Source organism: Xylophilus sp. ASV27 (assembly GCF_016428875.1).
In the GTDB taxonomy this organism is placed as follows: Bacteria; Pseudomonadota; Gammaproteobacteria; order Burkholderiales; family Burkholderiaceae_C; genus Xylophilus.
The window spans coordinates 1-16,441 of sequence record NZ_JAELTO010000099.1; the positions used below are offsets into that span (position 1 = coordinate 1).

Genomic DNA, 16,441 nt, shown 5'->3' on the forward strand with positions numbered 1-16,441 from the left:
CGATAAAAAAAACTTCATCGAACGCCAGGTGCCTGCCCTTCCCGAGGATTACGTCCCCCGAGGCAGTCCTGCGCGCGCAGCGCCACGTGGCGACGTCGATCACGACACTGCGTCATCGACTGAGCTATCAGTTGATCGCTCGTCTCGGGCAGTGCCCATGCTGCGGAAGGGCAAGCGCAAAGCATCTTTTATGACACAGTAAGATTAAAGGAGGAACGCCATCTCCTGCCGGGACTTTACCGGGTTGTCCGCGACCCGTCCAGGCATGCGTCTTCCACGGCAGGCTCGTGCGTGGCCGCTGAATTATTTTCCGGCGGCGGCTAAATTTCTTCGCGGTGGCGCCGCGGTGCCGCGCCGTAACATATGGGCTCCCGGAAGGAAACAGCTTGACAGACCTCTCCCGCATCACCTGCATCGAAGACCTGCGCCGCGTCGCCAAGCGCCGGGTGCCCCGGATGTTCTACGACTATGCCGATTCCGGCTCGTGGACCGAGAGCACCTACCGCGCGAACGAGGACGACTTCCAGAAGATCAAGTTCCGCCAGCGCGTGGCGGTCAACATGGAGGGTCGCAGTACCCGCAGCACCATGGTGGGCCAGGAGGTCGCCATGCCCGTGGCCATCGCGCCCACGGGCCTCACCGGCATGCAGCACGCCGATGGCGAGATCCTGGCCGCCCGTGCGGCCAAGGCCTTCGGCATCCCCTTCACGCTGTCGACCATGAGCATCTGCTCGATCGAGGACGTCGCCGAGGCCACCGGCCGGCACCCGTTCTGGTTCCAGCTCTACGTCATGAAGGACCGCGACTTCATCGAGCGACTGATCGACCGTGCCAAGGCCGCCAACGTCACGGCGCTGCAGCTCACGCTGGACCTGCAGATCCTCGGCCAGCGCCACAAGGACATCAAGAACGGCCTCTCCGCCCCGCCCAAGCCCACGCTGGCCAACCTGCTGGACCTGGCGACCAAGCCGCGCTGGTGCTGGAACATGCTGCAGACGCCGCGCCGCACCTTCCGCAACATCGCCGGCCATGCCAAGGGCGTGGACGACCTGTCCTCGCTCTCGTCCTGGACCGCGCAGCAGTTCGACCCGCAGCTCAACTGGGGCGACGTGGAGTGGATCAAGAAACGCTGGGGCGGCAAGCTGATCCTCAAGGGCATCCTCGATGCGGACGACGCCCGCCTGGCGGTGGACAGCGGCGCCGATGCGCTCATCGTCAGCAACCATGGCGGCCGCCAGCTCGACGGCGCGCCCTCGTCCATCGCCGCCCTGCCGCACATCGTGGACGCCGTCGGCCAGCGGATCGAGGTCTGGATGGACGGCGGCGTCCGCAGCGGCCAGGACGTGCTGCGCGCGCGCGCGCTCGGCGCCCGCGGCACGCTGATCGGCCGCGCCTTCCTCTACGGCCTGGGCGCCTACGGCGAGGCCGGCGTGACCCGCGCGCTGCAGATCATCCGCAACGAACTGGACCTGTCCATGGCCTTCTGCGGCCGCACGCAGATCGACGCGGTGGACCGCAGCATCCTGCTGCCGGGGAGTTGCCCAGGGGCTGTGGGATAACGCGGCGCAAACGCTGCCGCAGGACACTGGCAGGAGGGTCGGGCGACTCCGGCACACGCCCCTCATCGTTCCTGGCGTGACGCCGAACGACGCCGTGCGGGCTGCTCCGCGAATGGAGGGTTGAACATTGTTGACAATCGCCCGCCCCCTGACTGCCTAATATTGCCGCCTCCACGCGGGGCGGGTTTTGAAACGATGGACGAGCAGGCGGCGCGATTGCAGAAGATTACAGTGGCATCTTTGCTGGCGTGAAGTCGGTCCCCGGCCCAACGGCTGATATCCAGCCGCGCCAGATCAGCCGCGATACCCGCGGCATCGGAGACACTGTCGAAGGAGAAGACCTCTTGCGCATCGCAATACTCGAAGACGACTCCGACCACGCCGAGGCGTTGGTGAAGCCGCTGGAGCGGCTGGGACACACATGCTTCGTATGCCGCGACGGGCGGGATTTCGTGCGCAGCCTGTCGCGCGAGAGCTACCACCTGTTCGTGCTCGACTGGCAGGTGCCAAACCTCAGCGGGCTTGTCGCGCTGGACTGGATTCGCCGCCACCTGCCGCGCTCGATCCCGGTGTTGTTCGTCACCAGCCGCGACCAGGAGGAGGACATCGTCCAGGGGCTGGAGGCGGGGGCGGACGATTACATGATCAAGCCGGTGCGCGCGTACGAGCTTACGGCCCGCGTCCGCGCCCTGCTGCGGCGCGCCTACCCGACGCCGGAGCTCGAATCTGCGCCCGCCGTGGGCGCCTATGTATTCGACCTGCATCGCCGCGAGGTCCGGGTTGCCGGCGTGCCGGTGGTGCTCAAGCCCAAGGAGTACGCATTGGCCCTGTTCCTGTTCCGCAACATGGGGCGGCTGCTGTCGCACCAGCATTTGCTGTCGGAGGTCTGGGGGTTGGAAGGTGTCGACTCCCGCACGGTCGCCACGCACATGTCCCAACTGCGCCGCAAGCTGGCGTTCGGCCCGCAGCATGGCGTGCGCCTGATGCCGGTGTACGGGCTCGGCTACCGCTTCGAACCGGTGCAAGCCCTGGCGGCGCAGCCATGACGCACCGGCCCCTTCCTCTGATGCGCGGCGTTGCGGCGGCGGCGCTGGCGCTGGCCTTGCAGGCCGCCGCGCAGACGGCGTCGGCCGACGTGCTGCACACGGTGGCGCCCGGTGACACGCTGTCCTCATTGGCGCAGCGCTATCTGGACGATGCGCAGCAGTGGAAGGCGCTGGCCCAGGCCAATGGCAGTCCGCAGCCGCGCCGGCTGCCGGTGGGCGCGGTCCTGCGCATTCCTGGCGATCTGCTGCGCGCCGTCGGCGGCAGCGCCCGCGTGCTGCACCTGTCCGGCACGGTGACGCAGATCGATCCCGATGGGCGCGAGCGGCCGCTGCTGCCGGACGAGGTGGTGGCGCAGGGCCAGCGCGTGCGCACCGCGCACAATGGCTTCGTCACGCTGGCGCTGGCCGATGGCTCGCAACTGCGGGTGGCGGGCGACTCCGAGCTGCTGCTCGACCGGCTGCGGCCCGAGTTGGTGCGCCGCCGCGCGCAGACCCTGCTGGATCTGCGCAGCGGCCGCGTGGAACTGCGCGTGGCGCCGCAGGTGCCTGCGGGCAGCCGCTTCGAAGTGCGCACGCCGCTGATGGCCGCCGGCGTGCGCGGCACGCGCTTTGGCGTGTCGGTGACCGCCGGCGGCGGCGCGTCGGGCGACGTGGAAGAAGGCCTAGTCCAGATGCAGGCACGCGACGACCCGCAGGGCCGCGCCCCGGTGGTCGTACAACCCGGCCAAGGCACGGCCATGGCGGCCGGTGACCGTGCGCCCGGGGCGCCATCGCTGCTGCTGCCAGGCCCCGACCTGGCCGGCGTGCCGGCGCTGCACGAGCGTCCCGTGCTGGACATAGCCTTCCCCGCCGTGCCCGGTGCCGTGGCCTACCGCGGCTACGTCGCCCGTGACGCGGCGCTGGAGCGGATCGAAGCCAATGCACTGTCTACCGCGCCGCGCCTGCGCTTCGAGGATCTGGACGACGGCGACTACGAGGTGGCCGTGCGCGCCATCGACGCGCGCGGTATCGAAGGCGCCGCCGCGCAGCATACCGTCAGGCTGAAGGCGCGCCCGTTGCCCCCGGCGACGCTGCAGCCGGCGCAGAACCAGGAAATCCCGGGTGCTGCCGTGCTGCTGCAGTGGGCCGAGCGCCCTGGCGCCACCGGCTACGCGCTACAGGTGGCGCGCGACGCGCAGTTCCGGCAACTGGTGTCGGACCAGCCGGCGCTGGCCACGAGCGAATTCACGCTGCCCGCATTGCCCTCGGGCGTCTATCACTGGCGCGTGCGGACGCGCACCGTCGGGCGCGATGGCCAGCCCGACCTCGGCCCCTACGGCGATGCGCGCAGCTTCTCGGTGCGCCGGCCCATCGCGCCGGCCCAACTGATGCCGCAGGCCGGCGAGGGCTTGGCCGTGCGCTGGGACGGCGAGCCCGGGCAGCGCTTCCTGCTGCAGGTGGCGCGCGACGAGGCCTTCTCGGACATCGTGCTGTCCCGGGAGAGCGAAGAGCCGCAGGCGGAGCTGCCGCTGGCGCCCGGGCGCTACTGGGTGCGTTTCCAGGCGACGGACGCCGACGGCTTCGTGCGCCGCTTCAGCAGTCCGCAGCAGGTACGCATCGAGACCGCTCTGCGCTCCGGTGACGGTGGCATGCCGCGCACCTCGGACGGCGGCCGCATCCTGCTGGATTGATCGCGCGTGGCGGCCTTCCGTCGCAGCCGCCGCGTACGCGCAGCCATCGTGCTGGCGGGGCTTGGCATGGCGGCGCTGCTCGGATGGCAGGGCGGACTGGGGCGGGCCGACCTCGCCCTGTACGACCTGTTTTCCGCCATTGCGCCCCCGGCCCCGAGCGACGACGTGGTGATCGTCGCCATCGACGAGCCCAGCCTGGCCGAGATCGGCCGCTGGCCCTGGCGCCGCGACGTGCACGCCGATCTGATCGAGCGCATCTCCGCGCAGTCGCCGGCGGCCATCGGCCTGGACCTGCTGCTGTCCGAAGCCGACCCCGATCCGGCAGTCGACCAGCGACTGGCCGGCGCCATTCATCGCAGCGGGCGTGTCGTGCTGCCGGTGTTCACGGTGCGCCTGCCCGGCGGCCAGGTGCAGCCCATGCTGCCGGTCGCGCCGCTGGCGGCGGCAGCGCGGGCACTGGGCCACGTGTCGGTCGAGGCCGACGCCGACGGCGTGGTGCGCAGCGTCTTCCTGCGCGAGGGCCGCGACGGCCCCGGCGGCCGCTGGTGGGACCATTTCTCGGTCGCCCTGCTGCAGGTCGCCGGCCGGCCGCTGCCGGCGGCCCTTCCGGGCCGGCGGGCGCCGGCCGTCGCCGACAGTGGCGAGGCCGCGGGCACCTGGCGGCGGGACCACTGGATGTACATCGCTTTCGCCGGCCCGGGCGGCACGTACCGCGCCGTCTCGGCCGCCGACGTGCTGCGCGGCAATGTGCCGGACCAGTTGTTCCGCAACCGCGTGGTGCTGGTGGGCGCGGCCTCGTCCGGTCTGGGCGACGTCTATCCCACGCCGCTCACCGGCCATGCCCTGTACACGCCGGGCGTCGAGGTGTCGGCCAACATTGCGGGCGATCTGCTGGCCGGCAGCGGCCGCCTGGCGCCGCTGCCGTGGCAGGGCGCGCTGTTCAGCCTGATGGCGCTGGCGCTGTTCGTGCCGGTCCTGTGGCGCTTCTCGCCGCGCCGCTCGCTGTTGCAGACGGCCGCGGTGGTGCCGCTGGTACTCGCGGCGAGTGCCCTGGCGCTGCACCTGTGGGGGCTGTGGCTGCCGCCGGTCGCGGCGCTGGTGGTGATGGCGGGCATGTACCTGGTGTGGAACTGGCACCGGCTGGAAACCGCCACCAACTTCCTGGATGCCGAGGTGTCCCGGCTGCGACAGGGTGAGATACCGCTGAGGTTGGCCGATGCCTCCGCGCAGACGGGCCTGCAATACGGCGTGGCCCAGGGCGATCTGGTGGATCGGCGCGTCCGGGCCCTGGCGCGCGCAGCCCATGACCTGCGCGCGCTGCACCGCTTCGTTGCTGCCGTGCTCGACAGCCTGCCCGACATCGCGCTGGTGGCCGGCGAGGACGGGCGGGTCCTGATGGCCAACCAGGCGGCGGTCGACTACTTCGGCCAGGATGCGGCCACGCTGCGCGGGCAGGGGCTGTCGGCGCTGCTGGCGCACCTGCAGCCCCTGCCCGGAGCGGAACTGCGCGACGCGCAGGGCCGCATCGACCCGGCGCTCGCACGCCACGGCAGCGAGTGTCGCGACGGCCGGGGCGCCGAGTTCCTGCTCAAGGTCGGCCCGGCGGCCGACTTCGGCGGTGTGGCCCGTACCTGGATCGTGAGCCTGGTGGACATCACCCGCCTGCGGCTGGCCGAGCGCAAGCGCGACGAGGCGCTGCAGTTCCTCTGGCACGACCTGCGCTCGCCGCAGGCCGCGGTGCTGTCCTTGCTGGACCTGCATGCCGCCGACCCGCATGACCTGCCGACGCCCGAACTGCTCGGACGCATCCGCCGCCACGTGCAGCGCACCCATGCGCTGGCCGAGGGCTTCGTGCAACTGGCCCGGGCGGAATCGGTCGCCCTGCAGCGCCAGCCGGTCGACCTGGCGGACGTCGTGCTGGACGCGGCGGACGACTGCTGGAGTCTGGCCCATGCGCACCAGATCGAACTGCGCACCGCGCTGCCCGAGGGGGAGGCGCTGGTGCTCGGCGACCGCGGCCTGCTGACGCGCGCCGCCGTGAACCTGGTGCACAACGCGGTGAAGTTCAGCGGCGCCGGCACGCGCGTGGACTGCAGCCTGCTGCAGGAAGACGGCACCTGGCGCCTCTGCGTGCGCGACCAGGGGCCGGGCCTGACGCCGGCCGACCGCGAGCGCCTGTTCGAGCGCTTTGCGCGCGGCAGCGAGCCGCGCGCCGAGGGCGTGGGCCTGGGCCTGGCCTTCACGCGCACCGTGGTCCTGCGCCACGGGGGGCGGCTCGAACTCGACAGCACGCCCGGCGTGGGCAGCGAATTCCGCATCCTGCTGCCGGCGGATTGCAAACAAAGCTGAACGGCGGTGGAAGCCGCAGGGGCTTTCTTTCTAGACTGTTGTGTTAGCCGAAAGGCCCCCCATGCCCCCATCGCTCCCTCTGCCAGCCTCGAAAGAGCGTCCGCAGGACAGGCCCGCCTGGCCGCCGCGCATCTGATGCGCAACCCCGGCCTGCGCACCTGCCTGCTGTCCACGCTGCTGGCGGCCCTGCTGCCTGTGGTGGCCGTGGCCGCGCTGCTGGTCTGGCGTGCAGGCGCGCAAGCCCATGAAGCGGCGCAGCAGCGCCTGCTGCAAGCCAACCGCATGTTTGCGCAACTGGTGGACGCCGAGCTGAACCTGCGCCTCGACAGCCTGCGCCTGCAGTTGCAGCGCCTGCAGCCCGGGCTTCAGGCGCCCGACGTGCTGGCCGCCGGCCTGCGCGACGCTGCACTGCCCGTGGGCGCACCCTTGCGTATCGAATGGGTGCCGCCCGGCGCCAAGGACGCGCCGCGGCCTGGTGTCGAAGGCCTTCCCTATCTGGCCGCACGCGCGGCGCTGGGCGGCAAGGCCGCCGTGTCGCGGCTGGTGGCCCTGGGCGTGGACCAACCCTTGTCGGTGGCCGTGGCGGTCCCCGGCACGGCGGCAGGCGACGGCCGCGTGCCGGTGCTGATCGCCGTGTTCGAGCCGTGCCGGTTGCTCACCGTCTTGCGGCATCCGCATGCAGCGAGCGGCTCCCCCCGGCTCATGGCCTTGGTCGATGGTACGGGCCAGGTGGTGGCCTGCACGGGCGGCGCGGACGAGCGGGTGGGCCTGGTGCCGCACTGGCCCGCAGTGCGCAAGCATCCGTCGCGCGAGGGGCTGGTCCAGGTGCAGACGCAGGATGGGGGAGAGGCGCTGGCCTTCCGGTACCTGGAGGCCGCGCCGCAATGGGTTGCCCTGAGCGCAGACCCCGCATACAACGTCCTCTGGCCGTGGCGGCGATGGCTGGCGTACCTGACGGCCGCCATGGTCGTGGCCTGCAGCATCACGCTGTGGCTGGGCCTGCGCTTGAGCCGCGTGCTGCTCGATCCCATTCAGGTGCTGGCGCGGCAGGCGCTCAGCCTCGCGGAGGCCGACCGAGGCCTGCCGCCGCTCCACCTGCAGCCGGTGGCTTCGCGCATCCATGAGATACAGGTGCTGGGCGACAGCCTGCGCAACGCCGGAGCCGCGCTGGCGCAGCACATGCGCGCAGAGCGCGCGGCGACCGAGGCGCTGCGGCTGAGCGAACGCCGCCACCGCCTGCTGGCCAGCGCCGGCGCGCTGGTGCTGTGGCGAATGGACCCGCAGGGCGTGCTGATCGAGGTCATGGGCTACGGCAGGCTCACCGGCCGTTCGCGCCGCGATGCACTGGGCACGGCGTGGCTGCGCCAGATCCACCCCAAGGATCGGCTGCAGGTGCTGCGGGCGTGCCGTCTCGCCGGCCGCAACGGCGCCCCGGTGGACCTGGAATTCCGCGTGCTGTCGGCGCGCGGCCCTGCGCACTGGGTGCGCGCCCGCGGTACCTGCATCCGCGACGAGCACAAGCGCGTGCTGGAGTGGCACGGCGTCCTGGAAGACATCCAGGAGCGCCGCCTGGCGCAGGCGCGGACCCTGCACCTGGCGCACCACGACATGCTGACGGGCCTGCCCAACCGCGTGCTGTTCCATGAGCGGCTCGGACAGCTCGCTGCCCGCGCCGCGCATGGCCGGCCCGGTGCCTTGCTGCTGCTGGACCTGGACGGTTTGAAGCGGGTCAACGACAACTGGGGCCATGCTGCCGGCGACGCCCTGCTGCGCCAGGTGGCGCAGCGCCTGCAGTCGTTGGTGCGCAGCGGCGACACCGCGGCCCGGCTGGGCGGCGATGAGTTCGCCGTTCTACTCGACAGCCTGGTGCAGCCAGGCGAGGCCGAAAGCCTGGCCGAGCGTGTGATCCGGCGCCTGGGCGAGCCCTATGCCCTGGGGGCGCACACGCTGGTCAGCGGCGCAAGCGTAGGCGTGGTGGGCGTGCACGCCGGCGCCACCGATCCCGAGCAACTGCTGCGCGACGCCGACATCGCGCTCTACCGTGCCAAGGCAATGGGGCGCGGCCGGTACTGCGTGCATGGGCAGGAGGTGGTGTCGTGCGTGGCCTAGAGCGCATCGCATGTCTCCGTGCTGGTCGGCCTAGCGGGCGGGGCACGACAAGCCGCGCCGGCTGGTGGGTCAAATAGAATGAAAGCGCAGATTCGATAGGAACGACACATGGAGTTACGACGCCTGCGCGAATTCGGGGCCGTGGCGCGCGCAGGCTCCATGACCCGTGCCGCGCACCGGCGGGCCACGGCGACAGCGCCGCCCGTGGGCCAGCACCTCGCCGGCGCAGCGCCGTGACCCCGCCGCTGCGCCGCATCGCCCACCTCGACATGGACGCCTTCTTTGCGTCCGTTGAGCTGCTGCGCTATCCCCAGTTGAAGGGCCTGCCGGTGGTGATCGGCGGCGCGCGGCGACGTCCCGAAACGCCCTGGGAAGTCGAAGCCGGCCGCGCGCCCGAGGCCGTGCCGGTGGAGGACTTCCCGCGCCTGGGCCGGTACACCGGCCGAGGCGTGGCCACCACCGCCACCTACGCGGCGCGGCAGTTCGGCGTGGGTTCGGCCATGGGGCTGATGAAGGCGGCCAGGCTGTGCCCGCAGGCCATCCTGCTGCCGGTGGACTTCGAGCGGGTGCGGCATTTCTCGCGCCGCTTCAAGCAGGTCATCACCGAGATCGCCCCGCAGATGGAGGACCGCGGCGTGGACGAGGTCTACATCGACTTCACCGAGGTGCCGGGCGGCCAGCGCGAGGGCGGGCGCGTGCTGGCGCGGCTGATCCAGAAAAGCATCTTCGCCGCGACTGGCCTGACCTGCTCGATCGGCGTGGCGCCCAACAAGCTGCTGGCCAAGATGGCGAGCGAGTTCGACAAGCCCAACGGCATCTCCATCGTCTACGCCGAAGACCTGCAGACCCGCATCTGGCCGCTGCCGGCGCGCAAGGTCAACGGCATCGGCCCCAAGGCCGACGCCAGGCTGGAGCGCCACGGCATCCGCACCATCGGCGAGCTGGCCGCGCAGGAGCGCGACTGGCTGATCGCCACCTTCGGCAGGGCCACCGGCGCCTGGATGCACGAGGTGGCCTGGGGCCGCGACGAGCGGCCGGTGGTGACCGAGAGCGAGCCGGTGTCCATGAGCCGCGAGACCACCTTCGAGCGCGACCTGCACGCGGTGCGCGACCGCGCCGAGCTGGGCGCCATCTTCACCGCCCTGTGCGAGAAGCTGGCCGCCGACCTGCAGCGCAAGGGCTATCTCGGCAAGACCATCGGCATCAAGCTGCGCTACGACGACTTCAGGATCGCCACGCGCGACCAGACGATCGCCGTGCCCACGGCCGATGCCCGCGCCATCCGCCAGGCTGCGGGCCAGTGCCTCAAGCGCGTGCCGCTGGACAGGCGGCTGCGGCTGCTGGGCGTGCGGGCGGGCTCCCTAGTGCGCAGCAGCGTGCCGGCGTCGCAGGGCACGGAGCCAGCCCCCTCCTGCCGGGGCGGCAGCGACAGCGCCGGGGGCGGCGCCGTCACCGCGCCGCTGTTCTGAGCGTCGGTTCAGGGTAAAAAGTGCTTGTAGCCCAGGTTATTCCTGGGCTTTTTGCTATTTATTTTGTAGTAGCGTGCCGGCCTGAATGGCGCACACCACGGGCCGCGCTCCGATCCGGGTCCAGGCGGCGTCGACAGGCGGATTTGCCAATACGTTACAAATGTGACTAAAGTCACAGGTGAGCGGGCCTGAATGCAAAAATCGACTTGACAAAAAATCTGACCTTTTGCCAAAGGTTAGGCGCCGTTGTCCGAGGATTCCCGTCATGGCGAACATGCCTGCTTCTCTTCTCAAATGCGGACAAAAGGATCCCATACATGCGCACCAACCTGCCCGTGAGCCAACGGGAGTACGACTTCCCCGCCGATGAACTGCTGGTTTCCACCACCGACACCCGCGGCGTCATCCAGCATTGCAATGCGGCCTTCACGCGCGTCAGCGGCTACAGCCGCGAGGAACTGAAAGGGCAGCCGCACAACCTGGTGCGCCACCCCGACATGCCGGCGGAGGCCTTCTCCGACATGTGGCGCACCATCGGCCGCGGCGACATCTGGACCGGCGTCGTGAAGAACCGGCGCAAGAACGGCGACCACTACTGGGTGCTGGCCAACGTCACCCCCGTCATGGAGGCAGGGCGGGTGGGCGGCTACATGTCGGTGCGCACCAAGCCCACGCGCGAGCAGGTGCGCGAGGCCGAGGCGCTGTACGCGCGCATCCTGCGCGAGCGCGGCCAGCGCCCGACCGTGGCGCTGCGGGCCGGACAGGTGCGCCTGCGCGGCCTGCGGGGCTGGTGGCAGCGGGCCGCGATGGCCTCGCTCACGTTGCGGCTGGGCGGGCTGCTGCTGGTGCTGGCGCTGCTGGCCCTGCTGCCGGACCTGGCGCGCGGCATGCCGTCCGCCGATGCCTGGGCGCGCCTGGCCCTGCTCGCCGTGGGGGCGGCGGGCGTGCTGGCCTGGTTCCAGTGGCAGGTCGTGGCGGTCAGCCGGCGCATCGACCGTGTGGCGGCGGATCTTGCCGCCTGCAGCCTGGGCGGCGCGGTGGACGCCCTGCGCTGCGTGCCGCCGCTCGACCGGGTCGCGCGCAGCCTGCGGCAGACCGGCATCAACCTCGGGGCCGTCGTGGGCGACGTGCGCGCCGAGGTGGAAGGCTTCGTGCGTTCAGCCGACGACATCGCCCAGGGCAGCCGCGATCTGGCCGCGCGCACCGAGGCGCAGGCCAGCAGCCTGGAGGAGACGGCCGCGACCATGCAGCAGCTCGCCGGCACCGTGCGGCACAGCGCGGAGGGCGCCTCCGACGTCTCGCGCGAGAGCACCCAGAGCACCGCGCTGGCGCGGCGCGGCGGCGAGGCGGTGCGCGCCGCCGGCCACACCATGCAGGCGATCGAGCAGTCCTCGCGCCGGGTCGAGGAGATCGTGCAGGTGATCGAGGGCATCGCCTTCCAGACCAACATCCTGGCGCTCAATGCCGCGGTGGAAGCCGCGCGTGCCGGCGAGCAGGGGCGCGGCTTCGCGGTGGTGGCCTCCGAGGTGCGGGCGCTGGCGCAGCGCAGCGCCACGGCGGCGCGGGAGATCGGCCAGTTGATCGGCGACTCGAACCGGCAGGTGGCCGAAGGGGTGCGGCAGATGCAGGAGGCGGGCGCCACCATCGGGGAGGTGGTGGAGTCGGTCGCCCGCGTGGACGTGCTGGTGGGGCGGATCAGCGTGGCCACCACGGAGCAGGCGCAGGGCATTGCGCAGGTGAACGCGGCCGTCGAGCAGCTCGACGGCATGACGCAGCAGAACGCGGCGATGGTGGAGCAGTCCGCCGCCTCCGCCGCCGGGCTGGAGCAGGGCGCGCGCACGCTGCTGAGCGCGGTGCAGGTGTTCCAGTTCAGGCGGAACTGAGGCCCGCTATTGCGGCGGCCGGCGCAGCAGGACGGAGGCCTCCCGGATCTCGACCGGCCACTCCAGGTCTTCGGCCAGGCAGGCGAGGCTGGCGGCGTCGATGCGCAGCGGGCGTGCGCCGGACGGGCGCGGCTCCTCGGGCGAGGGGTCCGGCGTCGGGCTCGCCTGCAGCAGCAGGCCGTCGCCCGAGGGCTGGATGCTGATGGCCGACGGTGCCGTGGCGCCGTCCTGGAGGTAGTTGAGGGCGCCGAGCGCCGCATACAGCGCGCGCGCCGGCACCAGTTCCGGCCAGTCCGCGGGGGGCGCGGCGCCCTCGGGCTGCAGCCGCAGGCCGTGCATCTCCAGCGCCGGGCGCGCGATGTCCAGGGCCATGCTCCAGAGCGCGGCGGGCGCGGCACGCTCGCCGCTCTCCACGTCCCACCGGTTCAGCGCGCGGATGGCGCTGACCAGTTGGCCGAGTTGCTCGTCGTTCTGCGCGATGCGCGTCTGGCACTGTGCCGTGTCCAGCGGCTGCGCCATCAGGTAGCGCTTGAGCACCGTGTTGCCCATGCGGGCCACCGACAGCGGGCCGGCCATGTCGTGGCGCAGCACCGGCAGCACGCGCATCAGGAGTTCGTGCCGCACGCCCGCGGCCTGCCAGGCCTGTGCGTTGCCGGGCGGGGTGCCTTCGCATGCGGCTCCGGTGAGCGCGCCTTCGGGCGGCCGGGCGGCGCTCATGCCGCCGCCGCGTCGTTGAGGATGCGCTCGAGCCGCTCGAAGTCGACCGGCTTCTGCAGGAAGTGGTCGAACACCGCCATCTCTTCGCGGCTGCCGCCCTCCGGCGTGAGGCCGGTGACGGCGATCATCAGCGGCGGCGTGCCCTTGGACAGCGGCCTGAGCTGGCGCGCCAGCTCGGTGCCGTGCATGTCGGGCAGCGTCAGGTCCAGCAGGTAGACCTGCGCGGGCGCCTCGGTGGCCTCGCACAGCGCCTGCCGCGCGTTGTAGACGCAGCGCACGTCATGGCCCTGCTGGGCCAGCAGTTCCTGGAACAGCTCCGCCGCTTCGCGGTTGTCGTCGACGATCAGGATGTTGAGTTCCACGGGTTTCCTTGGGACCGATGTCTCGGCAGAGGATGCGCCACGGCGGCGGCGATGCTGTCAGCCATCGTCGCCACCACGGGTCGGTTACTGGCGCGCGGTGCGGACGTTGGCGGGCAGCGCCTGCGGATGGCTGGTGCGCAGCGGGTTGATGTCCAGCCCGCCGCGGCGGGTGTAGCGCGCGTAGACCGCGAGCTTGACCGGCCGGCAGCGCGTCCAGATGTCCATGAAGATGCGCTCCACGCACTGCTCGTGGAATTCGTTGTGGTTGCGAAAGCTCACCAGGTAGCGCAGCAGGCCGGCCTGGTCGATCTGCGCGCCGCTGTAGCGGATCTGCACGCTGCCCCAGTCGGGCTGGCCGGTGACCAGGCAGTTGCTCTTGAGCAGGTGGCTGACCAGCACCTCGCTCACCGGGGCTTCGCCCTCGGTCGCGCTCAGCAGCTCGGGCGCAGGCGTGTACTGGGTGCATTCCAGGTCCAGCCGGTCGAGCAGCAGGCCGTCGAGCTCGTGCACCGGCTCGCGGTCGAACAGGTCGGGCAGCAGCAGCTTCACGCCGACGCTGGCCGGCGGGGTGTCCGAGCCGCGCCAGACCGCCTCGCTCACGTCGGCGCGGATGCGCGCGCGCACCGCCTCGGCGTCGTCGAAGCGGGTGTTGTTGAAGCTGTTGAGGTAGAGCTTGAAGGACTTGCTCTCGACGATGTTGCGCGTCTCGCAGGGCACGGTGATGTGCGCCAGCGCCACCTGCGGCTTGCCGCGCGGGTTGAGCCAGCTCAGCTCGAAGGCGGTCCACAGGTCGGCGCCGAAGAAGGGCGGCGCGCCGTCCACGCCGATCTCGGCGCGCTTGCCGGCGCGCGCAATCGGGTACAGCAGGCCGGGCTCGTACTGGTCGACGTAGGCCGAGGCCTTGCCGAGCTGGGATTGTTCAGGGGTGTTCATGCTATTGATATGATAGCTATAAGCCAAGGTTTTATCTGGGCTACAAGCGATTTTCATTGGGAATTCAGGTGAATTCCCGCTCTCGCAGCCACTTGGTGGCGATCCACTTCTCGCCCGCGATCACCGGGGCGCCGCCATGCAGCGTGCGGGTGGAGGGGTGCGGCCGCTCGTAGCTGAAGAACACCGCGTTGCCGCGCTTGGGCGCGATCTCCAGGTGCACGTCGGGGAAGGTGGTGCCGCCGCCGCGCTCGGGCTCGTTCAGGTAGACCACCAGCGTGGCCACGCGCTGGCCGCCGCGGCGCAGGATGGTGGGGGTGCCGGGCTGGGCCGGGTCGAAGTAGTCGTAGTGCGGCTTGTACTCGGCCCCGGCGCGGTAGTGCAGCACCTGCAGGCCCTCGCCGTTCTCCACCGGCCAGTCCAGCAGCCGCGCGATGCGCGCCTCCAGCCGGGCCACCACCGGGGTTTCGCCGCGGCTGAAGAACATGCCGTCGCTGGTGCGGTCGGCGTTGAGCTCCTCGCCGCCGGTCTTGGTGGCCACGGTCAGCGAGCGCCTCATGCGCGGCCTGGCGTCCTCGATCAGGGCGGCGCATTCCTCGTCGGACAGCAGGTTGCCGAAGACCACGATGCGCGGGTCGGCCATGGCCTGCAGCACGTGCACCTGGCGGTCGCCCACGTCGAGGTAGAGCGGCGCGTCGTGCAGCGCCGGGCCGGGCACGCGCACCGCAGGCGGCAGGCCCTGGGCGGTTGCCTGCTGATCCAGATGGGCGCGCAGCGTGGCTTCGAGCGCCTGGGCCGCCACGTCTTCCTGCCAGCCGGAGTCGATCATGGACTGCACGATCACGGGCGCCGCATAGCCTGCCTGGGCCTGCGCAATGATCCAGGCGCGCAGCTCGGGCGTCACCTGCTGCGTGGCGGGCTGGACGGCAAGGGTGGAGGTGCTTGGTCGGTGCATGGCAATTCCTCGGGCGAGAAGGCGCGTCAATCCAGCTTGCGGCGGAACACCAGGCGGTCCGGGCCGGAGGCCTGCGCATCGAAGCGGTAGCCGCCCAGGTCGAAGGCCTGCAACTGGAAGGGCGTGATGGCGCGGTGCTGGATGGCAAAGCGCGCCATCAGGCCGCGCGCGCGCTTGGCATGGAAACTGATGATGGCGTAGCGCCCATTCTTCCAGTCCTGGAAGACGCAGTCGACCACTCGCGCCTTGAGCAGGCGCGGGTCCACCGACTTGAAGTACTCCTGCGAGGCCAGGTTGATCACCACCGGCGTCGGGTCGGCCCGCAGGCGGGTGTTGAGCAGTTCGGCAATCCTGGGGCGCCAGAAGTGGTAGAGATCGGCGCCGGCCTCGTTGGGCAGCCGCGTGCCCATCTCCAGCCGGTAGGGCTGCAGCCGGTCGAGCGGGCGCAGCACGCCATACAGGCCGCTCAGGATCGCCAGGTGGTCCTGCGCCCAGGCGAGGTCCTCGGCGCTGAGCGTTCGGGCGTCTAGCCCTTCGTAGACGTCGCCATTGAAGGCCAGCACCGCCTGCCGGGAGTTGCCGGCCGTGGCCTTGGGCGACCAGGCGGCGTAGCGCGCCACGTTGAGCGCGGCCAGCGCGTCGGAGATCGACATCAGCTGCGCGATCTGCTGCGGCGACTGCTGCCGCAGCAGCCCGACCAGCGCCTTGGTCTGGGCGGGGAAGGGAGGCTCGGTGGCCGGCAGGCCGGGCGGGACGGGTGTCTCGTAGTCGAGCGACTTGGCGGGGGACAGCAGCAACAGCATCAGGGTCTCGCAACAGGAAAGGGCGCGCAGGCAGCATTGTGCCGCCCAGCAAAAAGGCCCTGCCCGGCGTCTGGCGACGCCTGGCAGGGCCCTGGGCTGGCCGTCCGCGTGCCAGTCCGTATCAGGCGCCGGTCGAGGCGCGCGGCTGCTCGAAAGGCAGCTTCAGATCGCCCAGGTCGCGGCGCGTTTCCACCAGCACCAGCGGGCCTTCGTCCAGCACCACGGCGGCCGGGCGCTCGCGCGGCACGTGGGCTGGCGCCGGCTCGGCCGCCATCGCGGCCTGCACCGCGGCGACCTTCTGGCTGTCGGAATGCACCCACTGGAGGCCGCTGCCTTCGGCCATGCGGGCCAGATCGCTCACCGGCAGCACGAAGGCTGCGGCGGCCGGTGCCGCCGCGGGGGCGGCAGGGGCCGGGACCTGTCTCTTATACACATCTCCGAGCCCACGAGACCGTACAGGACATCGCGTATGCCGTCTTCTGCTTGAAAAGGGGGGGGGGGGGGGGGGGGGGGGGGGGGGGGGGGGGGGGGGGGGGGGGGGGGGGGGGGGGGGGGGGGGGGGGGGGGGGGGGGGGGGGGGGGGGGGGGG

General features: G+C 71.4%; 13 protein-coding genes and 2 pseudogenes. 9 read left to right on the plus strand and 6 right to left on the minus strand.

Annotated elements, in window-relative coordinates; translation table 11 throughout:
* The 9 genes and pseudogenes from JHD63_RS24140 to JHD63_RS17750 form a co-directional block, all read left to right on the plus strand.
* Positions 1-202, plus strand: a pseudogene (locus JHD63_RS24140) (IS701 family transposase); the annotation flags it as partial.
* 184 nt (positions 203-386) lie between these two features.
* A complete protein-coding gene (locus JHD63_RS17720; protein WP_198972134.1) occupies positions 387-1,559 on the plus strand; it encodes an alpha-hydroxy acid oxidase in 1,173 nt (390 codons plus the stop codon).
* Positions 1,560-1,903: 344 nt separating this feature from the next.
* Positions 1,904-2,605, plus strand: a complete 702-nt coding sequence (locus JHD63_RS17725; RefSeq protein ID WP_198972135.1) for a response regulator transcription factor — start codon at positions 1,904-1,906, stop codon at positions 2,603-2,605.
* Positions 2,602-4,275, plus strand: coding sequence for a FecR domain-containing protein (locus JHD63_RS17730; protein WP_198972136.1), 1,674 nt, complete (start codon positions 2,602-2,604; stop codon positions 4,273-4,275). Before JHD63_RS17725 ends, JHD63_RS17730 begins: the two co-directional genes overlap by 4 nt.
* A 6-nt stretch (positions 4,276-4,281) precedes the next feature.
* Positions 4,282-6,624, plus strand: a complete 2,343-nt coding sequence (locus JHD63_RS17735; RefSeq protein WP_198972137.1) for a CHASE2 domain-containing protein — start codon at positions 4,282-4,284, stop codon at positions 6,622-6,624.
* A 135-nt stretch (positions 6,625-6,759) separates the two neighbouring features.
* Entirely contained in the window at positions 6,760-8,733 is a 1,974-nt protein-coding gene (locus tag JHD63_RS17740; protein WP_198972138.1) for a diguanylate cyclase domain-containing protein, read from the plus strand.
* Positions 8,734-8,841: 108 nt separating this feature from the next.
* On the plus strand, positions 8,842-8,970 hold the full coding sequence (locus JHD63_RS24605; protein ID WP_255519303.1) for a hypothetical protein: 129 nt from the start codon (positions 8,842-8,844) through the stop codon (positions 8,968-8,970).
* 32 nt (positions 8,971-9,002) lie between these two features.
* Positions 9,003-10,202, plus strand: coding sequence for a Y-family DNA polymerase (locus JHD63_RS17745; protein WP_198972145.1), 1,200 nt, complete (start codon positions 9,003-9,005; stop codon positions 10,200-10,202).
* Positions 10,203-10,519: 317 nt separating this feature from the next.
* Positions 10,520-12,085 (plus strand): methyl-accepting chemotaxis protein, encoded by a 1,566-nt coding sequence (locus JHD63_RS17750; RefSeq protein WP_198972139.1) that lies wholly within the window; start codon positions 10,520-10,522, stop codon positions 12,083-12,085.
* A 6-nt stretch (positions 12,086-12,091) separates the two neighbouring features.
* Here JHD63_RS17750 and JHD63_RS17755 read toward each other — a convergent pair whose 3' ends face one another.
* The 6 genes and pseudogenes from JHD63_RS17755 to JHD63_RS24145 form a co-directional block, all read right to left on the minus strand.
* Positions 12,092-12,802, minus strand: a complete 711-nt coding sequence (locus JHD63_RS17755; RefSeq protein WP_198972140.1) for a hypothetical protein — start codon at positions 12,800-12,802, stop codon at positions 12,092-12,094.
* Positions 12,799-13,164, minus strand: a complete 366-nt coding sequence (locus JHD63_RS17760) for a response regulator (RefSeq protein WP_198972141.1) — start codon at positions 13,162-13,164, stop codon at positions 12,799-12,801. The genes JHD63_RS17755 and JHD63_RS17760 overlap by 4 nt, the downstream gene beginning before the upstream one ends.
* An 84-nt stretch (positions 13,165-13,248) precedes the next feature.
* Positions 13,249-14,097 carry an NADPH-dependent 7-cyano-7-deazaguanine reductase QueF gene (queF, locus tag JHD63_RS17765; RefSeq protein WP_198972142.1) on the minus strand — a complete coding sequence of 283 codons (849 nt, stop codon included), beginning with the start codon at positions 14,095-14,097 and terminating at the stop codon, positions 13,249-13,251.
* A gap of 64 nt (positions 14,098-14,161) precedes the next feature.
* Positions 14,162-15,049, minus strand: coding sequence for a 2OG-Fe(II) oxygenase (locus JHD63_RS17770; protein WP_198972143.1), 888 nt, complete (start codon positions 15,047-15,049; stop codon positions 14,162-14,164).
* A gap of 26 nt (positions 15,050-15,075) precedes the next feature.
* Positions 15,076-15,852 (minus strand): peroxide stress protein YaaA, encoded by a 777-nt coding sequence (yaaA, locus tag JHD63_RS17775; RefSeq protein WP_198972144.1) that lies wholly within the window; start codon positions 15,850-15,852, stop codon positions 15,076-15,078.
* 121 nt (positions 15,853-15,973) lie between these two features.
* A pseudogene (locus JHD63_RS24145) lies at positions 15,974-16,441 on the minus strand (Rne/Rng family ribonuclease); the annotation flags it as partial.

What these genes read in the sequence shown, in the direction of transcription:
- JHD63_RS17730 (WP_198972136.1), top strand. Translation starts at nt 2,602, where the DNA reads ATGACGCACCGGCCCCTTCCTCTGATGCGCGGCGTTGCGGCGGCGGCG.
- JHD63_RS17740 (WP_198972138.1), top strand. Translation starts at nt 6,760, where the DNA reads ATGCGCAACCCCGGCCTGCGCACCTGCCTGCTGTCCACGCTGCTGGCG.
- JHD63_RS24605 (WP_255519303.1), top strand. Translation starts at nt 8,842, where the DNA reads ATGGAGTTACGACGCCTGCGCGAATTCGGGGCCGTGGCGCGCGCAGGC.
- JHD63_RS17745 (WP_198972145.1), top strand. Translation starts at nt 9,003, where the DNA reads ATGGACGCCTTCTTTGCGTCCGTTGAGCTGCTGCGCTATCCCCAGTTG.
- JHD63_RS17750 (WP_198972139.1), top strand. Translation starts at nt 10,520, where the DNA reads ATGCGCACCAACCTGCCCGTGAGCCAACGGGAGTACGACTTCCCCGCC.
- JHD63_RS17755 (WP_198972140.1), bottom strand. Translation starts at nt 12,802, where the DNA reads ATGAGCGCCGCCCGGCCGCCCGAAGGCGCGCTCACCGGAGCCGCATGC.
- queF (WP_198972142.1), bottom strand. Translation starts at nt 14,097, where the DNA reads ATGAACACCCCTGAACAATCCCAGCTCGGCAAGGCCTCGGCCTACGTC.
- JHD63_RS17770 (WP_198972143.1), bottom strand. Translation starts at nt 15,049, where the DNA reads ATGCACCGACCAAGCACCTCCACCCTTGCCGTCCAGCCCGCCACGCAG.
- yaaA (WP_198972144.1), bottom strand. Translation starts at nt 15,852, where the DNA reads ATGCTGTTGCTGCTGTCCCCCGCCAAGTCGCTCGACTACGAGACACCC.